Annotated in this window: 12 protein-coding genes; all 12 read right to left on the reverse strand. The window is 65.2% G+C overall.

Annotated elements, in window-relative coordinates; all coding sequences use genetic code 11:
* Window positions 1-177: 177 nt before the first annotated feature.
* Window positions 178-1,896 (reverse strand): GMC family oxidoreductase N-terminal domain-containing protein, encoded by a 1,719-nt coding sequence (locus ACW14X_RS10170; protein ID WP_457165516.1) that lies wholly within the window; start codon window positions 1,894-1,896, stop codon window positions 178-180.
* The gene (locus ACW14X_RS10175; RefSeq protein ID WP_457165517.1) at window positions 1,893-3,515 is read right to left on the reverse strand and encodes a succinic semialdehyde dehydrogenase; all 1,623 of its coding nucleotides are present in this window, start codon (window positions 3,513-3,515) and stop codon (window positions 1,893-1,895) included. Before ACW14X_RS10175 ends, ACW14X_RS10170 begins: the two co-directional genes overlap by 4 nt.
* Before the next feature lie 134 nt (window positions 3,516-3,649).
* A complete protein-coding gene (locus ACW14X_RS10180) occupies window positions 3,650-4,192 on the reverse strand; it encodes a hypothetical protein (protein ID WP_457165518.1) in 543 nt (180 codons plus the stop codon).
* Window positions 4,193-5,275: 1,083 nt separating this feature from the next.
* A complete protein-coding gene (locus tag ACW14X_RS10185) occupies window positions 5,276-12,607 on the reverse strand; it encodes an RHS repeat-associated core domain-containing protein (protein ID WP_457165519.1) in 7,332 nt (2,443 codons plus the stop codon).
* Between the two features lie 108 nt (window positions 12,608-12,715).
* Window positions 12,716-15,988 carry a hypothetical protein gene (locus ACW14X_RS10190; RefSeq protein ID WP_457165520.1) on the reverse strand — a complete coding sequence of 1,091 codons (3,273 nt, stop codon included), beginning with the start codon at window positions 15,986-15,988 and terminating at the stop codon, window positions 12,716-12,718.
* Between the two features lie 352 nt (window positions 15,989-16,340).
* On the reverse strand, window positions 16,341-16,961 hold the full coding sequence (locus tag ACW14X_RS10195; RefSeq protein WP_160025302.1) for a hypothetical protein: 621 nt from the start codon (window positions 16,959-16,961) through the stop codon (window positions 16,341-16,343).
* A gap of 90 nt (window positions 16,962-17,051) precedes the next feature.
* On the reverse strand, window positions 17,052-17,678 hold the full coding sequence (locus tag ACW14X_RS10200) for a hypothetical protein (RefSeq protein WP_457165521.1): 627 nt from the start codon (window positions 17,676-17,678) through the stop codon (window positions 17,052-17,054).
* An 87-nt stretch (window positions 17,679-17,765) separates the two neighbouring features.
* Window positions 17,766-19,505: a glycerol-3-phosphate dehydrogenase/oxidase gene (locus ACW14X_RS10205; RefSeq protein ID WP_160025303.1), complete on the reverse strand. Its 1,740-nt coding sequence runs from the start codon at window positions 19,503-19,505 to the stop codon at window positions 17,766-17,768.
* Window positions 19,506-19,604: 99 nt separating this feature from the next.
* Window positions 19,605-20,186 (reverse strand): C40 family peptidase, encoded by a 582-nt coding sequence (locus ACW14X_RS10210; RefSeq protein WP_160025304.1) that lies wholly within the window; start codon window positions 20,184-20,186, stop codon window positions 19,605-19,607.
* The gene (locus tag ACW14X_RS10215) at window positions 20,183-21,337 is read right to left on the reverse strand and encodes a dipeptide epimerase (protein ID WP_457165522.1); all 1,155 of its coding nucleotides are present in this window, start codon (window positions 21,335-21,337) and stop codon (window positions 20,183-20,185) included. Before ACW14X_RS10215 ends, ACW14X_RS10210 begins: the two co-directional genes overlap by 4 nt.
* 2 nt (window positions 21,338-21,339) lie before the next feature.
* Window positions 21,340-22,110 carry a serine hydrolase gene (locus tag ACW14X_RS10220; RefSeq protein WP_457165523.1) on the reverse strand — a complete coding sequence of 257 codons (771 nt, stop codon included), beginning with the start codon at window positions 22,108-22,110 and terminating at the stop codon, window positions 21,340-21,342.
* A 9-nt stretch (window positions 22,111-22,119) separates the two neighbouring features.
* Window positions 22,120-22,899, reverse strand: coding sequence for an SDR family NAD(P)-dependent oxidoreductase (locus ACW14X_RS10225; protein ID WP_160025307.1), 780 nt, complete (start codon window positions 22,897-22,899; stop codon window positions 22,120-22,122).
* Between the last annotated feature and the right edge of the window lie 34 nt (window positions 22,900-22,933).

The following is a 22,933-nucleotide window of genomic DNA, read 5'->3' on the forward strand; positions in this document are numbered from 1 at the left end:
CGGGCCCTGATTGCCCGAGCAAAACTGTCCCGGACGAAAGACCCGGCATGTATTAGGGAGGGAGCAATCCCGGGTCTGATCACTCCAACGAACCCTCTTAACCACGGTTACGGGTCAACTAAAAACTTCCTGCCAGAAAATTCCTGCGCAGCCCGTGTCACCACCACAACAGCCTGGTCACCGTACGTCAACAATGGGCAGCTGCAGGGCAGCCGGCGCACTCGCGGGCACGGCAGGCGAGGCCGGCCGGACGGGCTGGATCCGCGCATAGCCGGCACCGAGCTCCGGCCGCGGGTCGGCCTGGTCCTTGTTGGGCCAGAACGCCATCGCCCGCTCGGCCTGAGCGGTGATCGTCAGCGACGGGTTCACGCCCAGGTTGGCCGAGATCGCGGAGCCGTCGACGACGTGCAGGCCGTCGTAGCCGTAGAGCCGCTGGTAGGGGTCGATCACGCCGGTCTCCACCGAGTCGCCGATGGTGCAGCCGCCGATGAAGTGGGCTGTCATCGGCTTGTTGAACGGCTCTCCGATCGTGCCACCGGCATAACCCGGCTTCTCGCCCGAGCTCATCACCCCGGCCATCTTCCGCACGGCGTCGAGACCGGCGGGGATCCAGGTCGGGTTGGGCTTGCCGTGGCCCTGCTTGGACGACATCCGCCACCCGAAGATGGTGCGCTTCGGGAAGGTCGTGATCGAGTTGTCCAGCGCCTGCATGACCAGCGCGATGACGGTGCGCTCGGACCAGTGCTTGAAGTCGTAGAACGTACGCAGCGACCGCCGCTGCAGCCACATCTCCTTGAGCCACCGGCGGAGGCGATGGGGACCACCCTCGGTGAGCACCGTCTGCATCGCAGCGATCGCGTTGCTGCCGTGCCCGTAGCGGACCGGCTCGATGTGGGTGTGCTCGTCGGGGTGCCACGAGGAGGTGATCGCCACGCCCTCGGTGTAGTCGATGGCGGTGTCCGGGGCGATCGCGCCCAGGATCGACTCGGAGTTGGTGCGGGTCAGCTCACCCAGGCGCGGGGAGATCTCGGGGAGGTCGCCGGTGCGCTTGAGCTTGTGGAGCAGCTTCTGGGTGCCGAGCGAGGCCGCCGAGAAGATCACCTGGTCGGCGGTGAACCGCTTCGTGCGGCCGATGCCCAACTTGGCCTTCGTGGAGCGGGTCTCGATGACGTACCCGCTTCCGGTCTTGGCCGGATAGACGCGCGTCACCGTGGTCAGCGGGTGCACCTCGGCGCCGTTCTTCTCGGCCAGGTAGAGGTAGTTCTTGACCAGGGTGTTCTTCGCGTTGTGACGGCAGCCGGTCATGCACTCGCCGCAGTTGGTGCACGTACGCCGGTCGGGGCCCTCCCCGCCGAAGTAGGGGTCGGCCACCTCCTGCCCGGCCACGTGGCCCGGGCCGCCGAAGAAGACGCCGACCGGCGCCTTGTGAAAGGTGTCCCCGCGTCCTGCCTCCGCCGCGACCTTCTGCATGACCTCGTCAGCAGGGGTCAGATGGGGGTAGAGGGTGACGCCGAGCATCCGCTTAGCCTGCTCGTAGTAGGGAGCGAGCTCGTCCTTCCAGTCGGTGATGTGGCTCCAGGAAGGGTCCTCGTAGAACGGGTCGAGCGGCTCGTAGAGGGTGTTGGCGTAGACCAGCGAGCCGCCGCCGACCCCGGCGCCGGCCATGATCACGGCGTCCTTGACCATGTCGATGCGCTGGATCCCGTAGCAGCCGATCGCCGGCGCCCAGAGGTATTTGCGCAGGTCGAAGGAGGTGTTGGGCAGCTCGTCGTCGGCGAACCGGCGACCCGCCTCGACCACCCCGACCTTGTAGCCCTTCTCGGTCAGCCGCAGTGCGCTGACCGAGCCGCCGAAACCCGACCCGATGACGAGTACGTCGTAGTGGTTCCCGCTCATGCGCGGCCCAGCGACTTCAGCACCCGCAGCGAGGCGGTCATGAACTTGGCGTACGCCTGGTCGCTCATCCCGAACTGAGGGGCGAAGCGCAGGATGGCCTGGGAGGCGACCGACTGGGTCTCGGTGTAGCGCAGGATGCCCTCGACACCCTGGCGGCGGCCCTGGCCGGACTCGCGCATGCCGCCCATCGGGGCGTCGATGCTCGCGAAGGTGGCGCCGAAGGCCTCGTTGATGTTGATCGTGCCGCACTTGATCTGCCGGGCGATGCGGCGGGCGCGGGATGTGTCGCGGCTGTAGATCGAGCCGTTGAGGCCGTACTCACCGTCGTTGGCGCGCTCGATCGCCTCCTCCTCGCTGTGGAAGCGGTAGATCGAGACGACCGGGCCGAAGGTCTCGTTGCCGAAGCAGGTCATCTCCGGGGTGACGCCCTCGAGGATGGTCGGCTCGAAGAAGAACGGCGCGAGGTCGGGGCGGGCCTTGCCGCCGGTGAGCACGCGGGCCCCCTTCGAGACGGCGTCCTCGACGTGGGCGGTGGCGGTGTCGACCTGGGCCTGCGAGATCAGGGTGCCCATGTCGTTCTCCCAGCCCAGGGTGGCGCCGAGGGTCATCGCCTGGGTGCGGGCGACGAAGCGCTCCACGAACCGGTCGTAGACCTTGTCGTCGACGAAGAGCCGCTCGACGCTCACGCAGAGCTGGCCGGAGTTGGAGAAGACCGCGCGGGTAGCGCCCTCGGCCGCCTTCTCGATGTCGGCGTCCTTGAGGACGAGCATGGGGTTCTTGCCCCCGAGCTCCAGGCTGGCACCGATCAGCCGCTCGGCCGCCTGCTTGGCGACGATCTTGCCGGTGTTGGTCGAGCCGGTGAAGCAGACGTAGTCGGCGCGCTGGATGATGCTGGTGCCGATCTTCGAGCCCGGGCCGGCGACGACGGTCCACAGGTTCTCCGGAAGCCCCGCCTCCGCGAGCAGCTCGGCGCCGAGGAGCGCGCTGAGCATGGTCTGCGAGTCGGGCTTGATGACCACCGCGTTGCCGGCTGCGATCGCGGCCAGGCCGTCGCACAGCGCCATGGTGAACGGGTAGTTCCACGGGCTGATGATGCCGACGACGCCCTTGGGGACGTGGTTGAGCTCGACCCGGGTGAGCACGGGGATGACGCCGAGCTTGCGCTCGGTGTCGAGGATCTTGCTGCTCCGGCGGCCGTAGTAGCGGGCGGTCAGCGCGATGTGCAGCGGCTCGTCGAAGGCGTGCTTACGGGCCTTGCCCGACTCCAGCACGATCAGGTCGAGGATCTCGTCCTGCCGGTCGAGGACGAGGTCGTGTAGCTTGATCAGGATGCGCTCGCGCTCGGCGACCGGGGTCGCGGCCCACTTCTCCTGCGCCACCCGGGCCTTGGCGAAGGCCCCTGCCACATCGTCGTCGCTCGACTGCGGGATGTGCGCCAGCGGCGCCCCGTTGAGCGGGCTGATGACCTCTCGGCTCTCCCCCGTGGTCGCCACGACGCGGCCGGTCAGGCGGGCAACATAGTCAGGCTCGAGGGCCAGGGACGCCGTGGCGTCGTGCTCGGGATCGAGCGGGCCCTCGACGATCGGGCCGCCGGAAGAAGTCGGGTTCGATGCGCTCATGTACCGAGAGTATGTGACGGGCGTCTCGGAAGCCAGACATGCGTCCCACTAACTCACGATTCGAACGTCCGCGGCCTACTACCGTCTCGGCACACCACCGATCGTGGCCGATCACCGGCTTGAAGGATTGAGGTTCAGTCCGGCGGGTCGAAGGTCGCCACGCTGGTACGAAAGTCCTCCCCGCTTCCGACCGGAAGGATCTCGACGATGAAGTCAGGCAATGCGGAGCCCGCCGGAGAACCGTCCGCCAACTGGCTGCCTGGCTCGGCTTCCCAGTCAACGAGATGCGCGACGACGCGATAACGACCTGCCGCCAACTTGAAGACGTTTCGCTCGTCAATTGAGCCTCCACCTGCGGCCTCAATACCGCCTAGTTCCACCGCACCGTCCGAGACCAGCAAGTACGGATCCGAACTCACAGCGACATAACGCAACTCCCGCTCGGTAAGCCCCTCATGGTCGACTCCGCCACGGAGCACGAATTGAAACGAGCCGTCGCTCTGAATGTTGAGCGGCACGAAGTCACCGACGACGATTCGCCTCTGGATTGCTCGGTCGGTGCCGAACTGTGCTTCCCACGCCTCCTGATCAACTACTTGATCGAACGCATGCGACCGCCAGAGGCCAAACATCCCGGCGTCGGATCGTGCTGCGAATGACGCGTCAACCTCAGCCATATGCTCTCCCTAGCAGCGTCTCACGGTAATGCTGATGGAACATACAACATCACCCGGCGCCAAGCCTTGTTGCTTTAGCTGGTTAGAAATCTGCGCTCCAAGGCTTCGGTTCGCGGAGAGATCGAGCGGACTCATGTTCGCCACGTCGTCGGCTCCTCCGAACTGAAGGTCGATCGTGTGGTCGATGTCGCTCCCGCCGACTTTCTGGTTGCCAGCAACCTTCCACCGCCTCAGTGCCGACCCAGGTCGGTTGACCTTGGTCACTAGATCAATCCAACACTTCTACGTTAATGGCCGTCGGCAAGGACTGCAAAATCTGAAGCATGGAAGCGTCCACGTTGCATTCGACCAATCTTAGGTTGCGCAAGCGCACGGATGAACCGAGAGAGCGTACTCCATTGAGGCGCATTGCATTCGAAATCCAGATTCTTTCGACAGGCGCCGAGGCAAAGTCCTCGAAGTCCACCTCTTCATGGGGTGGCGTCGGCGATGCCGCCATTAGACTAACCGATGCAAGCGAATTCGAGTTGACGAACGGAGTAGTGTCAACTACCGAATAATTTACGCTCTCAAACTCAATCAAGTTTCGGCACGAGTCAATTCCAATCAGACTCCCTTGCTGGCGGGACCCTTCGAGCCGAACATGCTTCAACGAGTCCGCTCCTTCGAAGATGCGGAGGTCACGACCCTTCCACGATCCAATTCGGATTCGTTCCAATTGGGGCCAATTAGTCGAGACCGACAACCCCGGACGATCCATGACCAACAGAGACTTGAGATTGGGTTGCAAAGACTCTGGAACTGCGCGGCGGCTTCCAGTTATAAGCACCAACTCCTCTAGCGTCTCCAGTCGGAACGCTTGCCTATCATCCAGAACTTTCGCATCAATGCTCAGATATCGAAGGCCGGGAAGACTCTCAAGGAAGCTGAGGTCCCTCATCTTCGCAGAACTCCGGAACCTGAGTCCATGGAATCCGCCGTCTAGGTACTTCCTTCGCGCATCCTCATTCCATGGTCCGTCTGACCTGGTTCGCCAATCCATGATTCCATCGCGGTTGTTGGACATGCAATCGCAACCAATTCCTACCGATTTCCAGGAGAGTTCACTCTATTAGCAAGGGCCTCGATGCCACCTTCGCGATCGATCCAGTCAGCCTCTGCTTCGAAGAGTTCGTCATCTGTGGCGCCCTCCATCTCGATCCAATCAAGCTCGCGAACATCCCCTGCACGCTCGCCCTCTTCGTACAAGGCGCCCTTCTTGCGGAAAGATGCGTGAACCCGATTATGGATGTCCGTCGCCTTTCCGATGTACTTCCTGCCACTGTTCGTAACGATACGGTACACGCCTTTCACGTTAGGGATGGTCAGCCTTCCACTCGGCGACAGGTGACCGAAGGTTCCACAGTTCGTGTTGTGTACGAGTACGCCAGCATTGGCAACGTGGTAGGTGTGAATCCCCGCTACCGTGAGGTTGTATGCCAACCCTACTTCGAATCGACCAGTCTCAACCGACTCGGTAACGGTAGCCGTGTTACCAGTCGCATTGAGCACAAGTTCGCCCGACGCCAGGTCCTGTGCGTCCTCCCATCGCCGATCAGTGACCGACCAGAACGGGTGGTCCTCCGTCGTAACCAACCGCACGCCATCGATCTCGACTGGATACAAGTCGTCCAAGTGGACCCATGTATGCGTCACCTTCCGCGGCCCAGCAACCTCGGTAACTGGATCTGTGGCCCATATCAGATCGCCGACGCGAACATCTTCAATGGGCTTATGAGTCCCGTCGGCCATTAACACCGGCGTGTCACCCGAGAAGGACTTCCGACCGCCTCCGATCGGACACACCGTCGCCGCGGCAGCTTCGGCAGCCTTCGCATCGGCGATCGTTTTTCGGGCAGCCTTTTGGCGTTTGAACAGCGCCACCCCGGCATCAACGACCTTGCCGAGCGCCTTGATCGCCTTCAGACCCTTGCCCCACGGAGTGATCCCGATCGCGAGCATCGCGCAGGAGGCGATGTCCGCATCCATACAGCCCATCAGGTCGTTCCAGCCGACGAAGTCCTTCAGCAGGTCCCAACCGACCTCGAGCGCGACATCGGTAACTGTCTTGGCCAAAGTCTGCTCGGCCTCTTCGACCTCTTCCTGTGAGGGGCCCGCGGGAGTCGTGTCGGTGCTGACCGGTTCCTCCACGCTCGCAGGCTCATTCTCCACCTGCTGCTGGGACTCATTTCGTTCGCGGTACTCCCTGACATCGTCCCCATCGCAACGTCCGCCGCAGTCCTCGCCGTCAGGCATAGACCCTGCCAAACCAGTCGGATCCGAATAGGTCAGCGGATTCTGGAACGAGTAAGCGTAGGCGTTGAAATGGTCCGCATCCCCCGGCTTCAAGATCGGGTCTGCAGAGATGAACATCCCGGTCTCGGTGTCGTAGTACCGGGCGCCCATCTGTGTCAGGCCGGTCGAGACGTCCGTCGGCGCCCCTAGGAACCCGTGGTCTCCTGGCGTGCCGTTTCCATCCCGGTCCGCGGCGGTGATGTTCTGCGCGCCGCGCTCGTCCCCGAACGGCGTCGAGTAGACCCGCTTGAAAGCAGCCTTGCGCGAGTTCAGGTTCGGCACGTTGGGAACCGACGCAATCGGAGTCCCATGGTGATCGTTCACCAGCGACTCGACACCCTCGAACCCGCGACCCGTGCGGACCGCGACGGTCTCACCGGCAAAGCTGTAGTAGCGCGTCGCAGCCGCAGGGTCAGCAGCCTTCACAGGGAAGAACATCTCCTGCCCGCCGGGGAGGTAGACAGTGGTCCCCGAAGCATCGGTGCGGAACATCCGGTTGCCGTCACCGTCATAGACGAAGCCAGCTTCACCCGCCTCGTCCACGACGCCGTTGGCGCACGTCTCTTCAGCCGTCTCACCGGACTTCAACGCCCGGTTCAACACCTTGGACAGATTGCCCTCGGGGTCCCAGCAATTCAGCTGGTTGACCGACTGCGCGGTGTCGAGGCGCTCAGCACGCTTCACCTGCTGACCCGCCTTCGAGTACTCGTACTCGCGGGTCATCGGCGCACCAGTGGTCTGCCCCACAGTGATGGTCTGAACCATCCTCGTCAACGCATGCGGGCCTGCGTTCCCGGATTCCTCGTAGAAGTAGTCATTCGTCGTCGAGGTGGACTTCGTGGCGTCCCTGAACACTTCTTTGGTGCGGTTACCCGCACCCGGAAGCGTCGCGTCAACCTTCGTCTGGCCGTCATAGGTGTAAGAGACGCCGTAACCGGCAGGTCCACCCAGCGCCTCGGTCGCAGCAGCGTCGGCAGCAGTCGAGCAAGCGTTGCTCGCAGGCGTCCATGCCTGCGTGAGCCGCCTCAACGAGTCATAGGTGAAGCACTGCGTCTCGCCCTTGGTCGCGGCATCTGCCGCCGGCCTATCGGCGATCGAAGTGATGTCACCCGCGTCGTTATAGGAGTACGTCAGCGAGACATCGACGGGGAGGCCCTCACGCTTCACCTCTAGCCCGGTCACCAAACCCGTGACGTGGTCGTACTTCCGAGTCACATAAGTGCCATACGTATTGCCCAAGTCGAGCGTCTCGACCTTGCCCAACGGGGTGTAGCGGGACTCCGCCACATAGGTGCCCCACGAAAACCCGCCGCCCATCCAACGAGCCATCGAGGCCTTGTCGTAGTGGGTCGTGACCGTCTCAGACGAGAGAATCTCGGTCCCGTTCGCTTTCAGTTGAGCGAACTTCTCCGACGCGACCTGGCCATCAGCGGTGTAGGTGTAGTCATTGGTTGCCGCCGCCGTCGTACCGCCGGGATTGACCCGCGCATGCCAGATCCCGGCCGGTGTCGTCACATCCCCCGAGCGGGGGTACACGAACGTCGACGTAGACAACGTCCGATAGGCATCGTCGACCTTGGGCACCTTAGTGACGTACTCGTCGCCGCCCTGGAATCGGACTGTCCGATACTGCACGCCGAGCATGGGGCCCGACAGACTCGTGTCATCGGGGGCGCCGTCATATTGGTAAAGAACCCGGGTGTTGTTTGGCGTCAACTCCGTGCCGCCGTCAATAACGCGCTCGAGACGACCGAGCTTGTCGTACGTGTATCCGATCGTTTCTTCCGAAGACGTCCCCGGACTGCTGGTCACCGTCTTCGTCTGACCGTCGGCGTAATAGGAGGTCTCGGTGACGCCCGCGTCCGGATCATCCACGCGCGTCTGCCTGCCGAGGATGTCGTACTCGTAGCTCCACACGTCATTCGCCGGGTCCGTCATCGACATCAGGTGTCCGGCGCGGTCGTAGTCGTAGACCGTCTTCGGCGCGGTGGACTCCGTCGGGCTCTTCCCGCCGATCAGAACGCGGCCCGCCTGGTCCGTCGTCGCAGGCGCCGCCTTGGTGTGCTGCCATTGAGCGACGACACGACCACGTGAGTCGGTTTGTGATGTCGTGGAGGTGCCGCCGCTGTCCGTCAGCGGTTTGACGTCGCCTGGTGCAAGCACGGTTGTGTATGAGCCGTCATACACCGTTTTCGTTGTCGATCGCTCTGTCGCGTTCGCCCCGCGAGCGATCTCCGCAGTCCGGCGACCCAAGCCGTCGTAGGTGTAGGTGGTTGACCTCCCCGGATCGCCCATGCCGCTGCCGCCATCGGCAACGCTGGGGCCTAGCTTGAGGAGTTCGGCCTTCGGACCGCCATCTACGGTCGTCCAAGGACCTTGTTGTTCGATCAGCCGGCCGGCCGTGTCGTAGATCGAGTGCGATACCACACGGACGTCTGGAAGCTTGGTGAGGTTCTGATAGTCGTCACCGGAGTGGGCAGACTCAGTCTGAGTCTGGACGACTCGGTTCAACCCATCCGAAAGCGTGACATCGACATGGTAGGTCGAACCATCAGCACCGAGGGTCCGCGTCGTGACGGCGTTGATGCCGTTGTTGAGGTTGTTCCGCAGGGAGCCGTCTTCGTTGCGAGGCGCGCCGACACCGAGGACGTACTGATACTTGATCGATTCCTTGTCGATCCCTGCCGAACCGCCCTCTCGGTGCTGAGGATACGTGACTGAGATAAGCCGACCCAGCGCGTCGTATCTCCCAGAGGTGTGGAGGTTGTTGATGTCATAGGTGTCGGTGACTACACCGGTCCGCGCGTTGTAGATCGTCGTGGTCTCGAACGGCGTGCGCCACCCGCTGCCATCCAGATCATCAGTTGTGACGGTCGTTGCCGCCAGGAGGCCTGCACCTTCTGGGCTGTAGTGCGTCTCGGTCGAGCGGTTCAACGAGCCGGGGTGGGATGTAACCCGCGTCGGGCGCCCCAGTGCGTCGTACATCGTCGCCGACACCTGGACAAAGCCGCGACGGCCCTCGCCGCTCATGGTGCCGGCGACAACATCGCCCGTGTCGGTGCTGCCCACATCCACGGAGTCCGGATTCAGTGACCAGGACTGGGTAGAGACACCGTCACCGTTGAGAATGTCGAGCTGGTCGGAGACCAGATCCTTCGGCGCGACACCGTCAAACCCGTCGGTCGGCTCGGGACACGCGGTCGCCCTCGTCTGGGTGCGCCAGACCAGTGCCGGCATCGATGCCAGCGCAGAGGACACCTCGGTTCCGTACTGATACCGGGTGCACATGTTGTCGTCGGCAGTTGCATCTCCGGCGGTCCACTCGCCGTCGGCGGCCACTTTCCCGAGGTTGTTGACCTGACGCACCTGACCATCGCTCGTATACCGCGTGATCGTCTGAGTGCGTGTGTCGAGGTATCCGTCAGCTCGATACGAGAATCCGTGACCGGTCGATGTGGTCAACCTGTTCGACGCAACTCTGAGCGGCTTGGAATCATCGACTGGATAACGCGCCACCTCGGTGTGGGCCGACTCATTGATCGACTCGGTCACCTTGTGGCCACCGGAGAAGGACGCCTGGGCGAAGGTCTCTCCGACACGCGCTTGCACATCGTCGACGACACTCGTCCGGTTGGCTGCCGCGACTGGGCCTGCACTGATCTTCTGGCCGTCACCTCGGTAGTAGGTGGTCTTGGAGATCTGACGGTGATCCCCGTCGCGTCCCGTGGTGGTCTTCACCCATCGGTAGCCGCGGAACTCCTGGAACGTCACCTCATCGGGCTTCATCACCGCGCCGGTCGGCTTCGCCCAGTAGGTTCCGCCGCCGTACTCGAAGCTGGTGGTCATCATCTCCGAACCTGTCGCGGGAGCTCCGCTTCCGTTGACTCGCGACGATGGAATGGTCGTAACGGTGGAGACCTTGTACTTCTGGAACCAGTCGATGGCGTCAGGAGCGATGTCTTTGTGCCAACCCGCAGGCATGCAGAGCGCAACCGCCGGTGAAGGATGTGCAACCGGCTGGTCCGGAAGTCGATCCGGGTCACACGCGGCGGTGTAGGCAATGCCGATCGTCGCGCCGGTGTCGGTCAAGACGCTGCTCAGGCGCGGTCGCCACATGCCGGGGATAGAACGGACACGGTTCTTGAACAACGACCAGCCGAACACGACGTCCGGGACCACGATGTCGTCCGTCGTAGTTGAGGTTCCACCCTTGCCGATGTGCCGGATGCGATCGAGGCGCATGATCCGGCCACGCTTGCCCAGCGAGGAGTCCTTGGGGTCCATCCAGGACTGCGACAGTTCCCAACGGTCCACAGGATGCGAGCCCGTCGAGTCCTGGGTGAAGGACTCGATGCTGCTCAGCCGGGCCGTCGTGAAGAACACCGGGGTGGTCTTGTCGCATCGGTCCGCGATCGTTTCGACCTCTTCACCGGCGCCGAAGCGGCACACCAAGGACTCGGGCACATCGCTGCGGTCCTCCTCGACGCCGAAGACAACCTTGCCCGGGGCGTCACTCGAGGACGTCGAAACGCTCTTGCGAGTGCCGTACTCGATGCGCGCCAGGTAGCCGCCGGGGTGGTACCACACGGTGGACGCGTCGTTGTTCGCCCCGTACCACGCCTGGTCCGGGTCGTAGAAGTAGCTCATGGTGTTGCCGAAGCGGTCCTCGACATAGTCGAGGTTCCACCGCCACACCTGCCGTTCACGCGACCCGCCGTAGCTCTCGGCGTGACCAGGCTCTCCAGGATGGTTTCCGTAGACCGGGACCGTCCAGGCGGATCTCGTGGACGCCGACGAGGACGTGGACGATCCCTTCCCGAAGACGTACAACGTCCCGTCAGGGGTGCGAACCTGCCAGTAGCGCTGGCGCCCGTCAGGAATGACCTCCTCCACGACGGTTCCGTCGAATCTCTCCGGCTTCCAGGTCACGAACTCGGTGCCGTCCTCGGTCCGCGAAGAGGTGCGAACCATCTCCCCGCCGCCACCGCCGAGCATCATCGTCGCGTTCATCGGGCCCCAGCACAGGTCGCCGACAGCGTGGTCCGTGGGGTTGTTTGCCTGCCCCTCCATGTCTGAGGCACAGGGCACATAGGTGCGCTCGATGAAGTCACTGGTCAGGTCGAAACCTTCACCGACCCACGACGTCTGATTGTTGGTCGCGTCGGTGCGACCGTCCGATGATGCGGACGAGTACGACAGGCTCAAGCTGGGCTTCGGGCCGGCAGCAGCCGATGTCAGATCCAGGGGGTAGGACCAGCTGAACCCGCCGGTGTTGCCCGCTGTCGACCACGATGCGGATGGCGCCAACGATGTCGCGCCCCAGTTGCCTCCGGGAGCAGCTGCGGGGCCATCGCCCAGCGACAGCGTCCCCATTCCACTCAGGGGAGCGATCCCGAGCTTCTGTGACGGCGTCGGCTCAGTGCTCTTCTCACTGGAGACCGACGAATCTGCTGTCGCTTCGCTCTGACTTGCAGACGGCGCGGCGGGGGCTTCGACGGACTCCGTTGCCGTCGCGGACAGCTCCGTTGACGGCGCGGGGCTGGAACTCGGGTCGACACTCGAGGTCGAGGCGGTTGTTGGCTCGGTGGTCGGCGTTGGTTCGGGCGTCGGAGTCGGCTCAGCACCAATCTCGCAGGCAGGGTCGACATCTGGACTCGGAACGACCGGCGTGTCGTCGGTCGGAGGGACCAACTCTGGGTCTTCCGGTTCAGCCGCTGCCGGCGGAAGCAGACATGCGTCGGGTGAGAAGGGTTCGCGTGCCTCGTCGGTGACGTTGCCGGCGGGCACGGGTTCAGGCGTAGCCGGTGCCTCTTTCAGGAACTCCTCGGCCCGCTGATCACTGACCACCGACTCGTCATCGTCGGCTACCACGGGGTCGACCACTTCGTCCTCAACGATGACCGCGCCTGCCATCGCCGGTGCTGCGGGGGCTGGGTCAACCATCACCAGCGACATCAGAAGGCCAGCTACAGCACATGCAACGATCCGCGCGACCTTCCTGCCGGTGAGGCGGATAGCACAGATCGCGCTCACCATAACCGCGGTCTGCCCGGCGATGCTCGCCGCAAAGCGTGGGTTCATTCTTGGCCTCGTCCATCGGGACGCGTCGCACTTGGCCGTGCTCCGCGTGCCAGTCTCCGGAGTGTCTTGCTGGGACGCCTGCTGATCTGCCATCGGTTGGCCTGCCCGTCACTCGTTGATCGTGGGGTTGAGGAACTTGTCCTCTTCGAGCCCGGCCGTCTGCCATGCCTCAGCGCCTTGGCACATCCGGCGTACCTTCGATTCAGCCAGCACATCCCCGCGGAAGATCCGCACGTTGTCGATGTCACCGTTGAACCAGTTGCTGCCGTTGCCGCCGGGGTATCCGCGGCCGACCACAAAGGAGCCGCCCGACTTCACGCTCGGGGCCGTCTCGACCTCCGAACGCACCGGCTTGCCAGCAGACGGACTCGCGGCCGTTCCCACCTGACAGGCCCATATCCGGGCCATCTCATCGCCGGTTGCGGTCGAACCCTTGTCGTACTCACCGACCAGATGGACCCACTCGCCCGCCTTCACAGGAACCGGCGAGCGCACCGCCATCTGATGGTTTTCGCCCAGGACGAAGGTCCAACACCCACCGAGAGCCCCAGGCGCCGCCGACGCGGTTGGGCACGCTGTCGTGCCACTCCCGGCCGGGCGATATCCAATTCGGAAGGCCTCGAAGCCAGCACCCGTTGCCGTGTAGCCCAACTGAGATACTGCCGTATACCACCCGGTGGCTGACGCGGAGGAGCCCAATCTGACGTGGGCCGAGACGACGAATGAGTTCGTTGTATCGAACACCGGCCGCCATGCCTCGCTATAGGCGTAGTCATTGATGCCGTCGAAGCGCAAAGCCTTGTCGTTGCTCCGGGACCCCCACTCCGCATGGGGCCCGGCGATCTTGGTCGGACCGTTGAACAAGAGCTTGCCTGCAGGCAGTGCTTCCGCGGCCGAGGCGTCATAGCGCGTCTTATCCGCTGCCTCAGATGTCGACGCCTCGTCGAAGCTCCAGATGCCGTCCTCACGTGCCTGCGCCACGTAGAAGGAGTAGGTGTTGGACGTTTCATTGCCAGCGCGGTCAATCGAGACCGCCTTCACCGTCTGTGGTCCCACAATTGTCGGCGTGAGGCACTTGACCGCTGCGTCGCCCGTCATGGTCAATTTGGCGACCTGGACGTTGTTGAAGTGCACCTCGATGAGGCCGACATCGGTCGAACCGTTCCTGTCGAACTTGAAGCAGCCCTTCTGGTTCTTGCCACCACGCTCAAGATCCTCTTCATACTCCGTCACAGCCCCTTCGATAGAAGGCGGTGGCTCGGAAGTGATCGTCGGAGCGTTCGGCGCGATCGTGTCGACGTAGAAGTGGCAGTTCAGCGAGTTGGATGTCAGAGCAGGTTTCGATGTGTCGACTGCCGTCGCATACCAGGAGTTGTAGCCCTCGCCCAGGTCCGTCGGCAGGCGAGTTGAAGCTTCCTGGCCGGCAGTTCCTGTGACATCCCTCGAATCGAACTCACCCGTCGAGCCAGCCTTTCGCCACGAGAAGCGAACCTTGACGCTGCCTGTGTCATGGTCGGCTGGCACCGCCTTGAGCAGCACTCCGGAGGATTCCTCCGCCTTGCCGATCCACTGCTTGTTGTCAGGGTCGGTGGTGCACCTCTCGGCGTTGCCCGTCTTCGCACCGCTGATCGTCGGGGCGTATGAGGCCTCGATCTCCAGCTTGGCCGTCTCCCCCGCATACTTCTTCCATGCAACCATCGAGTCCTCGTTAAGAGCCATCAACCCGATTGCCATCGTCGTCTGGTCCCCGTCGGCCTTGATCCGCGCGGCGTCGGTGACCGAGAAGTCGATCGGCTGCGGCCCTTCCGGGCATCCCGACTTGTGGTGCACCCGCCGAAGCTGCTGTTTGCGCGTCTCGTCCTCGGTGAAACGGAAGCTGTAGTTGCGCCACGTCGTCGCGGAACTAATATCCGGAAGCCTGAATGCTTGAACATCGCGATCGCTGCAGTCGTACGACCAGGTTCCTGTTGCTTGGAAGGTCGCGCTGATGATCTCTTCGGAATCGAGATCGGTGGCTTCGCTGGCGCCGTCGAACTCCCCGAGCCAGTTGAATTGCCAGATCAGACGCTTGACGTTGTCCCGATTGCATTCGCCGCCGTACTGGTTGTCCACGTCGCACAGTCCGAGGCCTTCCGAACGCCCCAGCGGAGTGCTTGCCCCCTTGCCGAAGTCCCAGTCCGTAGCGTCCGGCCAGCCGTTCTGGATCATCGTCCAATGAACCAGGTCGTTGGACACCGGAGGATCGATGAACTGGGGCCAAGATGCCTCGGCCGACCGCAACAGCTCCAAGTTCGCCGTCGCCGTGAACTTGTTCGGTGCGACCAACCGAGTCCCCATCGGCTCAACCAGGTCGGCAGTCAGAGGTTCAGTCAAACGCTGCACTTCCTCAGCAGCGGGGATCTCCTGCACTCCTCCACCGGAGTCCGCCTCGGACCGTGAACCCATCGACGCGGTCTGGTCGGCACTTCGTTCGTCCGCGAGCGAGTCGCGCGATGACGATCCTCCAGACGGAACGGACCCGCTGGAGTCCCAGTGCCTCGGGGCAGGCGACACCAACGTGACCTCGCCCGACGCGACCTCGAGAGCCTCAAATCCGCCCGCTTCTCTTGGCCTCCACTCGACTCCGGCAGAGGTCGACATCTCGAACGAGATTCCCGCGTCGCCGGCGGCCAACTTCACCTGTTCGGCGGCCTCCGGTGAGTCCAACTTCAGCACCGGCACCATCCCCGAGGTGTCCATATACATCGACGTCGCCACCGTCGCGCCCACAATTTGGCCGCCATCGGCGTCCAACACGGGCCACGACACGCTCTGACCTTCGACCTTTGCAGGTCCGAGCGCCGCCGGGAGCGCGACCGATACAGCCGCTCCGTCGTCGTCAGTCATCGTCGCGAACGGAACATGGGCAGCCACGCGTCCCGACATGAACTCGAAGTCGAACGCTCCCGCACGCACACCTAGTACCCCGGGCTTATCGGACTCCACGATCTCGGCCGACACGGGGACCCACTCACCCGATGCTTGATCTACCACCTGTTGCGCGGACGCGGTGCGCACGTGCCTTGTGGTCGAGGCAGGCGTGGCGAAGTAGGTGTCCCAAGACGTACGGCGATCTAGGATTTCTACGTCGCACCCCGTCTGGACGGCCAACGCATGCGCTACCTCAGGTGTCGACGCCGTCTTCTCCGAGACGCACTCGACCGCCTCGGCCTCGGGCGTGTCGAGAACTTCCGAGACGAGAACTGCGGCCGAGGCCACGCCGGCCAGCAGCGCAAGGATGATCAAACCCAGAACGGCGCTTTGCGGCCGTGTACGACCGGCAACCAACTCACGAAGGCGCACTGGAACAAGGCGCGCGCGGACGCGCGAAAGCGACAACATGGAGACGACTCCCAAAAGAGCAGAACGGAGCCGCCCCCACGGCTTGAGCAAAGAGAACCTAAAGACCCCTGAGGGTATTCGGCAATAGTCACCGCGGACCATTGCCCTCCGGTTGCCTTCCCTGGTAGAGAAAACAGCCTGAGATCTAGCAGTCCGGGATGCGGCGACAGCGGCGTCACGCTACGCCGTCACGGGCTCCGGCATGCCTTGATTAGCGGAGCTAACCGTGAGTTTGCGCGAGTCTGCGGAAAAGTTTGTTCGTACGCCCAAACACCCGAAGCGACCAACAGAAGCCGCCGCCTCGGCGACAACGAGCGGACCCCTACATCTCCGTGAGCAACATCTCAGAGGTCTAAACACCCGATGCGCCACCCCTCAGAACTTGGCGAATCTCGGCGGCCCACCACAGGTAGTCGTAGCGCTCCGCGGGAAGGTCGATCACGACGCGGTCCAGCGGCAGCCGGTCGAGGGCGTGCACGGTGCACTCCTCCGCGGGCGTGGCCCGGTAGAGATAGGCGTCCAACGGCCATTTCGTACGCAGCCACTCGTCCAGCCTCTCGGCGACCGAGGCGGTGAGCTCGGGCTTTCGGTCCTGGCGAAGCCAGTAGCTGACCCGTGCAGTGGACCCACCTGCGTACCTGAGCAGGGTCTGGGCGTCGGCGCCCATCGCCTCCAGGTAGGGAAACAGGGGCTGCACGTAGAGACAGCCGAGGGACGACGTGCCCTCGGGGTCGAGGAAGAGGTAGGTGAACGCTCGTTTCGCCTGGTGGTCGGACCAGTGCCGGATCACCAGCGGCAGGTTGTCGTCGCTGCCGAAGCCCTCCCGTGGCCACCTGCCGCAGCTGTGGTCGCGGATCACGTCCGGGCTGGCCAGGTAGGCCTCGGTGTCCAGGTCGAGCAGCTCGGGGCGGAGCGGGGCAAGCACGAAATCGTCGGTGGCCAGCGGCTCGGGGGGATCAGCGACCAAGAACATGGAGTCAGATTGCTACGTCAACCGCTTGCTCCGCCACGGCAATTCGTGGGACGCAGCCATGCCGGGCTCGGTCGCGACCCGCGAACACCATCAACTTGAGGTGAACCGCTCCAAGGACGCCAGCTCTGCGCGGTCGGCAGGGGTCTTGGCGTACCGGGACACAAGACCGATGACCTCTTTGGCGGGGAGAGCAACAGCCGTGATACCAACCTTGATCTCCTCGTCACCACGTAGGTGCAGCCCGATCCACCCGTCCCAGAGCGGATCGCTCTCCACCTCGAAGATGTCGCGCCACAACACGGTGCGCGATCGGCTCAGCATCGGGTACGAGGTCAAACCATCCGGGGTCAAGAGCAAGCCGCCCCGACGACGGACAATGGCGACGGCCATGAAGCCGGCCAGTGCGAGTAACCCCGGCGCGCAGATGACGAGCGCTCCCGCGCGACGATCCCCTGCATCGGCAAGGAGCGAGACGACCCCGACGATGCCGCTTCCGACAGCCCCGAACAGGCAGATGGCGAACAATTCGGCGGCATAACCCGGGCGTCGCGGCAGCAGTACGCCTCCGCCGAACGCCTCCGGTTCCAGTCGTCCCCGTGGCGCGTACACAACACGGGCTGATACGCCGCATGCGATCACCCCGCATCCCCCGGCAACCTGGAGCCACGTCGAGTCCGACAGTGCAACCAGGAAGGCACACGCGATGACACCCGCCACCAGGAGAACCCCCACCCCGATTCGATGACGTCGACGGCGGTTCAAACCCAACTTCCTCGCCCTGAATTTACCTTCACCGCAGACAGGTCAGACGAGGTCTTCGACCTCGAGACGAGCGCGGTCGGCCTCCTCGTCGGTGACCTGGAGCTGGGAGCGACGCTCGGCCTCGATGCGGCGCAGGTAGTGGTCGACCTCCTCCTTGGTGCGCGTCTCGTCCCAGCCGAGCTCGTCGGCCATGATCTTGGCGACCCCCGGGGCAGCACTGACGCCGCGGTCGAAGGTCTCCATCGAGATCCGGGTGCGGCGCTCGAGCACGTCGTCGAGGTGGCGGGCGCCCTCGTTGTTGACGGCGTAGACGACCTCGGCGGCCAGGTAGTCCTCGGCGCCCTCCAGGGGCAGCGCGAGCGGGCGGCGCTCTTGGATGAGGTCGAGCACGTCGTCGATCAGGCCGCCGTGGCGGCCCAGGAGGTGGTCGATCCGGGCGACGTGGAGGCCGGAGCGGCGGGCGAGCAGGACGCGCTGGTTCGAGCGGGTCTCGAAGCCCTCTGCGCCGACGAGCCGGACCTTGTCGGTGATCGAGTCGCGCAGTGTCATGTTGGTGGTCGTGCCGAGCGAGTGGGCCGCGGCGTCGACGGCGTCCTTGGCCATCACCCGGTAGGTCGTCAGCTTGCCGCCGGCGATCAGCACGAGGCCCGGCAGCGGCGTGACCACGGTGTGCTCGCGGCTGAGAGCGGCGGTCTGCTCGGACTCGCCGGTCAGAAGCGGGCGGAGCCCGGCGTACACGCCCTCAACGTCCTCGAGGTCGAGCGGCACGCGCAGGATCGCGTTGACGTGCTCCAGGACGTACTCGATGTCGGTCTTGGAGGCCGCCGGGTGGGCGAGGTCGTAGGTCCACGGGGTGTCGGTGGTGCCGATGATCCAGTGGCGGCCCCACGGGATCACGAAGAGGACCGACTTCTCGGTGCGGACGATGAAGCCCGACTCCGAGCGGATCCGATCGCGCGGGACGACGAGGTGGATGCCCTTGGACGCCTTGACGTGCAGCGCGCCGCGGCCGCCGACCATGTCCTGGATCTCGTCGGTCCACACCCCGGCGGCGTTGACGACCGTCTTGGCCCGGATGACCAGGTCCTGGTCGTGCTCGAGGTCGCGGGCTCGGACGCCGACGACCCGCTCGCCCTCGCGCAGGAATCCGGTCACCTGGACGCGGGTCGCGATGTGGGCGCCGTGGGAGGCCGCGGTGCGGGCGATCGTCATGACCAGGCGGGCGTCGTCGACCTGGGCGTCGTAGTACTGGATCGCGCCGGTGATCGCGTCGGTGCGGAAGTCGGGGGCGATCCGGGCGACGCCCCGGCGGGTGAGGTGGCGGTGGCGCGGGAGGCCGGAGTTGCCCATCCCGGAGAGCGGCCCGAAGCTGGCCATCCCGTCGTAGAGCGCGAGGCCGGCGCCGATGTAGGCGCGCTCCCACACCGGGTTGGTCAGCGGGTAGAGGAACGGGACCGGACGGACCAGGTGCGGGGCCAGGGTGTTGAGCAGCAGCCCACGCTCCTGGAGCGCCTCGCGGACCAGCTCGAAGTCGAGCATCTCGAGGTAGCGAAGTCCGCCGTGGACGAGCTTCGAGCTCCGCGAGCTCGTTCCCGAGGCCAGGTCGCGCTGCTCCACCAGCCCCGTGCTCAGGCCTCTGGTGACGGCGTCCAGCGCCACCCCGGCGCCGGTCACACCCCCACCGACGACGAGTACGTCGAGCTCGGTCTCCCCCGCCGCACCGACCATCGTGCCGATCGCGAGGTCGCGGCTGTGTGGACTCAGTGCCCCTGTACGAGTCATACGTTCGAAGTTAACTCACCACGTCGAATTGTCACTTCTGGCGCGCGAGAAATTCACCGGCGCCGCTCGATACGTCACGCAGCCGTCACAGACAGGCGGTCACAGACGCGCGGCGCCGACGAGGGTGGCGAGCCGGTCGGGAGGCATCGGCTCCTCGACGACGACCATCTTGTCGCCGTCGGCGTGGATCATCGGACGTACGCCGTCGGGCTCCGGGGGCGCGGTGGCGATCGCCACGTGGGTGATGCGGTCGCCGGGATCCTGGGCGAAGAAGTAGAGGTCGCCCGGACGGACCTCGTCGAGTTCGATCGCCGCGAGCGCGGTGGCCTGGTCGCGGGCGTCTCGCGGGACACGTACGCCGATGGCCTCCGCGGCTCGGAAGACCAGGCCGGAGCAGTCGATGCCCGCGTCGGTGGTGCCGCCCCAGACGTAGGGGACGCCGAGGTAGCTGCGAGCCTTGCCCAGCAGGGTGGCCACGGGCTCGGCGATGGCTGCTGTCGGCAACCAGCCGGGATAGCCCCGCTCGTCCTTCGTGGAGGCGTGGGAGGGGACCACGACGTACGCCCACTCCCCCTGCGTCTTCAGGACGACGATCTCCTCGCCGGGGACGACCTCGGTCTCGTGCTCGGCGTCGTCGGCGGGTTCGGACACGACGAAGGTGGGCTGGTTGACGGTGGTCACGAGAGGACTCCTTCGATGCCGAGGCCGGGGGCGTCGGGGAACAGCATGCGGGGGCCGTCGTAGCCGATGCCACCGCTATACGGACTGGTCCTCGCCCACCAGCCCGCGTCGAGGTCCTGCTCGCCGGGGATGCCGGACGCCGCGACCAGTGCCGCGGCCGCGCCGATGCCGAGGTGCGACTCCATCATGCAGCCGACGAGACGACCGAAGCCGTGCAGCTTCGCAACCTCCAGCAGCTCGATCGCGGGCGTGATCCCACCGCACTTGGCGAGCTTGACATTGACCGCATCGGCCGCGCCGGCCCGGATGACGTCGACGAGGTCCTCGAGGTCGAAGACCGACTCGTCGGCCAGGATCTTGTAGGGCTGGTGACGACGGACGTACGCCATCGCCTCCAGGTCTCGCCGGGCGACCGGCTGCTCGACGAACTCCAGCTCGACACCCTGGTCGGCCAAGTCCGTCAGCACCGCCACCGCCTCGTCCGCCCGCCAGCCGGTGTTGGCGTCGAGCCGGAGTACGCATCCCGGGGCGGCCTCGCGGACCGCGAGCACCCGCTCGGCATCGCCCGCGGCGTCGGTCCCGACCTTGATCTTGAGCGTCGTGAACCCGTCTCGCGCTCGCGCGTCCGCTACCTCCGCCAGCTCGTCGGGGGTGCCTACGGAGAGGGTCATGTCGGTGGTGAGCTGCGTTGGAATACCCGGTTCACCGGGTATTCCTGCACTTCTCCGGTGTTGCATTGCCCGAGAAGTGCAGGAAGTGCCTGAGCGCTGTGACGCATGAGACTGCAGATGCTCGATCATGGACACACCTGCCCGCCGGGCGACTAGGTCGTGCAGCGCGATGTCGGCAGCCATCTTGGCCGAGCGGTTGCCGACGACCGCGCCCTGGATCAGGCCGGCCGACGACAGCTCGGCGGCGGCACCGACCAGGACATCCGAGATGGGCCCCTCCAGCGCCGCGGCGGACCCCGCGAGCGAGTCGCCGGTGACCTTCCAGACCTGCGGAGCCTCACCCCAGCCGACGCACCCGTCGGAGTCCTCGATGGTCACGACGACGGTCTCGGCGAAGTCGGTGCGCCGCAGCGCGGTCACGAACGGGGTGTGCAGCGGCACCCGGACCCGCTGGGTGCGCACCGCGGCGACCCGAGGCACCGTCACAGGGTCGACCACAGATAGCGAGCGACCTCGCTGATCCGGAACTCCGACTCGTCGTCGTCCAGGCCGGTCGTGAGCACGACCATCACCTGCGGTTCACCCTGAGCCGGCCGGATGATCGCCATGTCGTGGCGTACGCCGTCGATCCAGCCGGTCTTGTTGCCGACGACCGCGTCCTCGGGGACGCCGAGCGGGATCGCGTCGCGATACTCCTGGGCCACCAGGATCCCCTCGAGCTCGGCGGTCGACTCGGGCGAGAGCAGCCGACCGGAGGCGAGCTTGGTGAGCAGCTTGCCCATGTCGTTGGCGGTCACCAGGTTCTGCAGCCCGGCCTCGCGCGCGGGCGCGTCCTCGATCCCCCGCGAGACCGTCGTCATCAGCGTCACGCCGGCGTCGGCGAGCACCGCGGCGACCTCCTCGAGTCCGACCCGCTCCAGCACGAGGTTGACGGCCAGGTTGCCGGAGACGGTCAGGGAACGGCGTACGAGATCACCCAGCGGCAGCGGCGAGCCGACCGCCGCCCAGGTCTCAGGATCCTGATCCTCCTCCTGCGACATCTCGAACCGCGCCCCGACCACGGCGGAGTCGAAGTCGGGATGCACCGTGATCGGCTCGTCGAGCGACAGCAGCCCGCGATCGCGCAGCCGATAGGCCGCGATCGCGACGGGCACCTTCATCAGGCTCGCCGCATAGTGCTGCTGGTTGACGTTCTGCGCCTGCGTCGGGACGCCGTCGAGGCCGCTGAGCCAGGTCGAGACCAAAGGTTCCACGGCTCGAGACTAGTCGGTTCGGTCGAGCTCCTGCCGGACACGGTTCACGTCATCGATCCAGGCGTCGACGTCCGAGGCACGCGTGGCGTACTCCTCGGCCACGTCGGGCTCGAGCGAGATCCAGAACCGCGAGCTCTGCCCGGCTTCCCAGACGGCGTCGGCGACCTCCTCGGCGGTGAGCGCGCCCTCGGCCGACCGGAAACCCGGGAGTCCGGAGGAGCGCTCGAGCATCGCCGTCTTCACGCTGCGCGCGACGATCGCCTGAGCGACGACGCCCTGGTGCCGGTAGGTGGCGGCGAGCCACTCGGCGAAGGCGATCTCGGCGTGCTCGGTGGCCGCGTACGACGGGGAGCCGAGCAGTGTGAGGAGACCCGCTGAGGATGAGGTGACCACGAACCGGCCGGCACCGCGCGCGACCCACTCCGGCAGCAGCAGCCGCGCGGCGCGCACGTGGGCGAGGACGTTGACCTCGTACGAGGTCATCCAGGCGTGATCTGAGGCCTCGAGGCCGCGGCCGCGCTCGACTCCCGCGTTGCCGTACCAGGCGTCGATCTTGCCGAGCTCCTCCCGGGCAGCGTCCACCAACGCCGCGGTTCCGGCGGCCGAGGCGGCGTCCCCGGGGACCGCTAAGGCGCCGATCGAGTCCGCCACGGAGTTGAGCTCGGCGGTCTCGATGTCCGCCACGACGACGCGACACCCCTCCGCTGCGAACCGCATGGCCAGGGCTCTCCCGATCCCTCGGGCTGCTCCGGTCACAACCACCCCGCTCCCGGGTGCGAGTACGTTCACGGACCGACCACCTCCAGTGGCGTTAGTGAGGGTT

The sequence above is a fragment of the Nocardioides sp. YJ-D4 genome (genome assembly GCF_054031495.1).

Bases quoted from the DNA above. Each gene is read 5' to 3' on its own strand.
- ACW14X_RS10175 (WP_457165517.1), bottom strand. From the start codon at position 3,515: ATGAGCGCATCGAACCCGACTTCTTCCGGCGGCCCGATCGTCGAGGGC.
- ACW14X_RS10195 (WP_160025302.1), bottom strand. From the start codon at position 16,961: ATGTTCTTGGTCGCTGATCCCCCCGAGCCGCTGGCCACCGACGATTTC.
- ACW14X_RS10190 (WP_457165520.1), bottom strand. From the start codon at position 15,988: ATGTTGTCGCTTTCGCGCGTCCGCGCGCGCCTTGTTCCAGTGCGCCTT.
- ACW14X_RS10185 (WP_457165519.1), bottom strand. From the start codon at position 12,607: ATGAACCCACGCTTTGCGGCGAGCATCGCCGGGCAGACCGCGGTTATG.
- ACW14X_RS10205 (WP_160025303.1), bottom strand. From the start codon at position 19,505: ATGACTCGTACAGGGGCACTGAGTCCACACAGCCGCGACCTCGCGATC.
- ACW14X_RS10170 (WP_457165516.1), bottom strand. From the start codon at position 1,896: ATGAGCGGGAACCACTACGACGTACTCGTCATCGGGTCGGGTTTCGGC.
- ACW14X_RS10180 (WP_457165518.1), bottom strand. From the start codon at position 4,192: ATGGCTGAGGTTGACGCGTCATTCGCAGCACGATCCGACGCCGGGATG.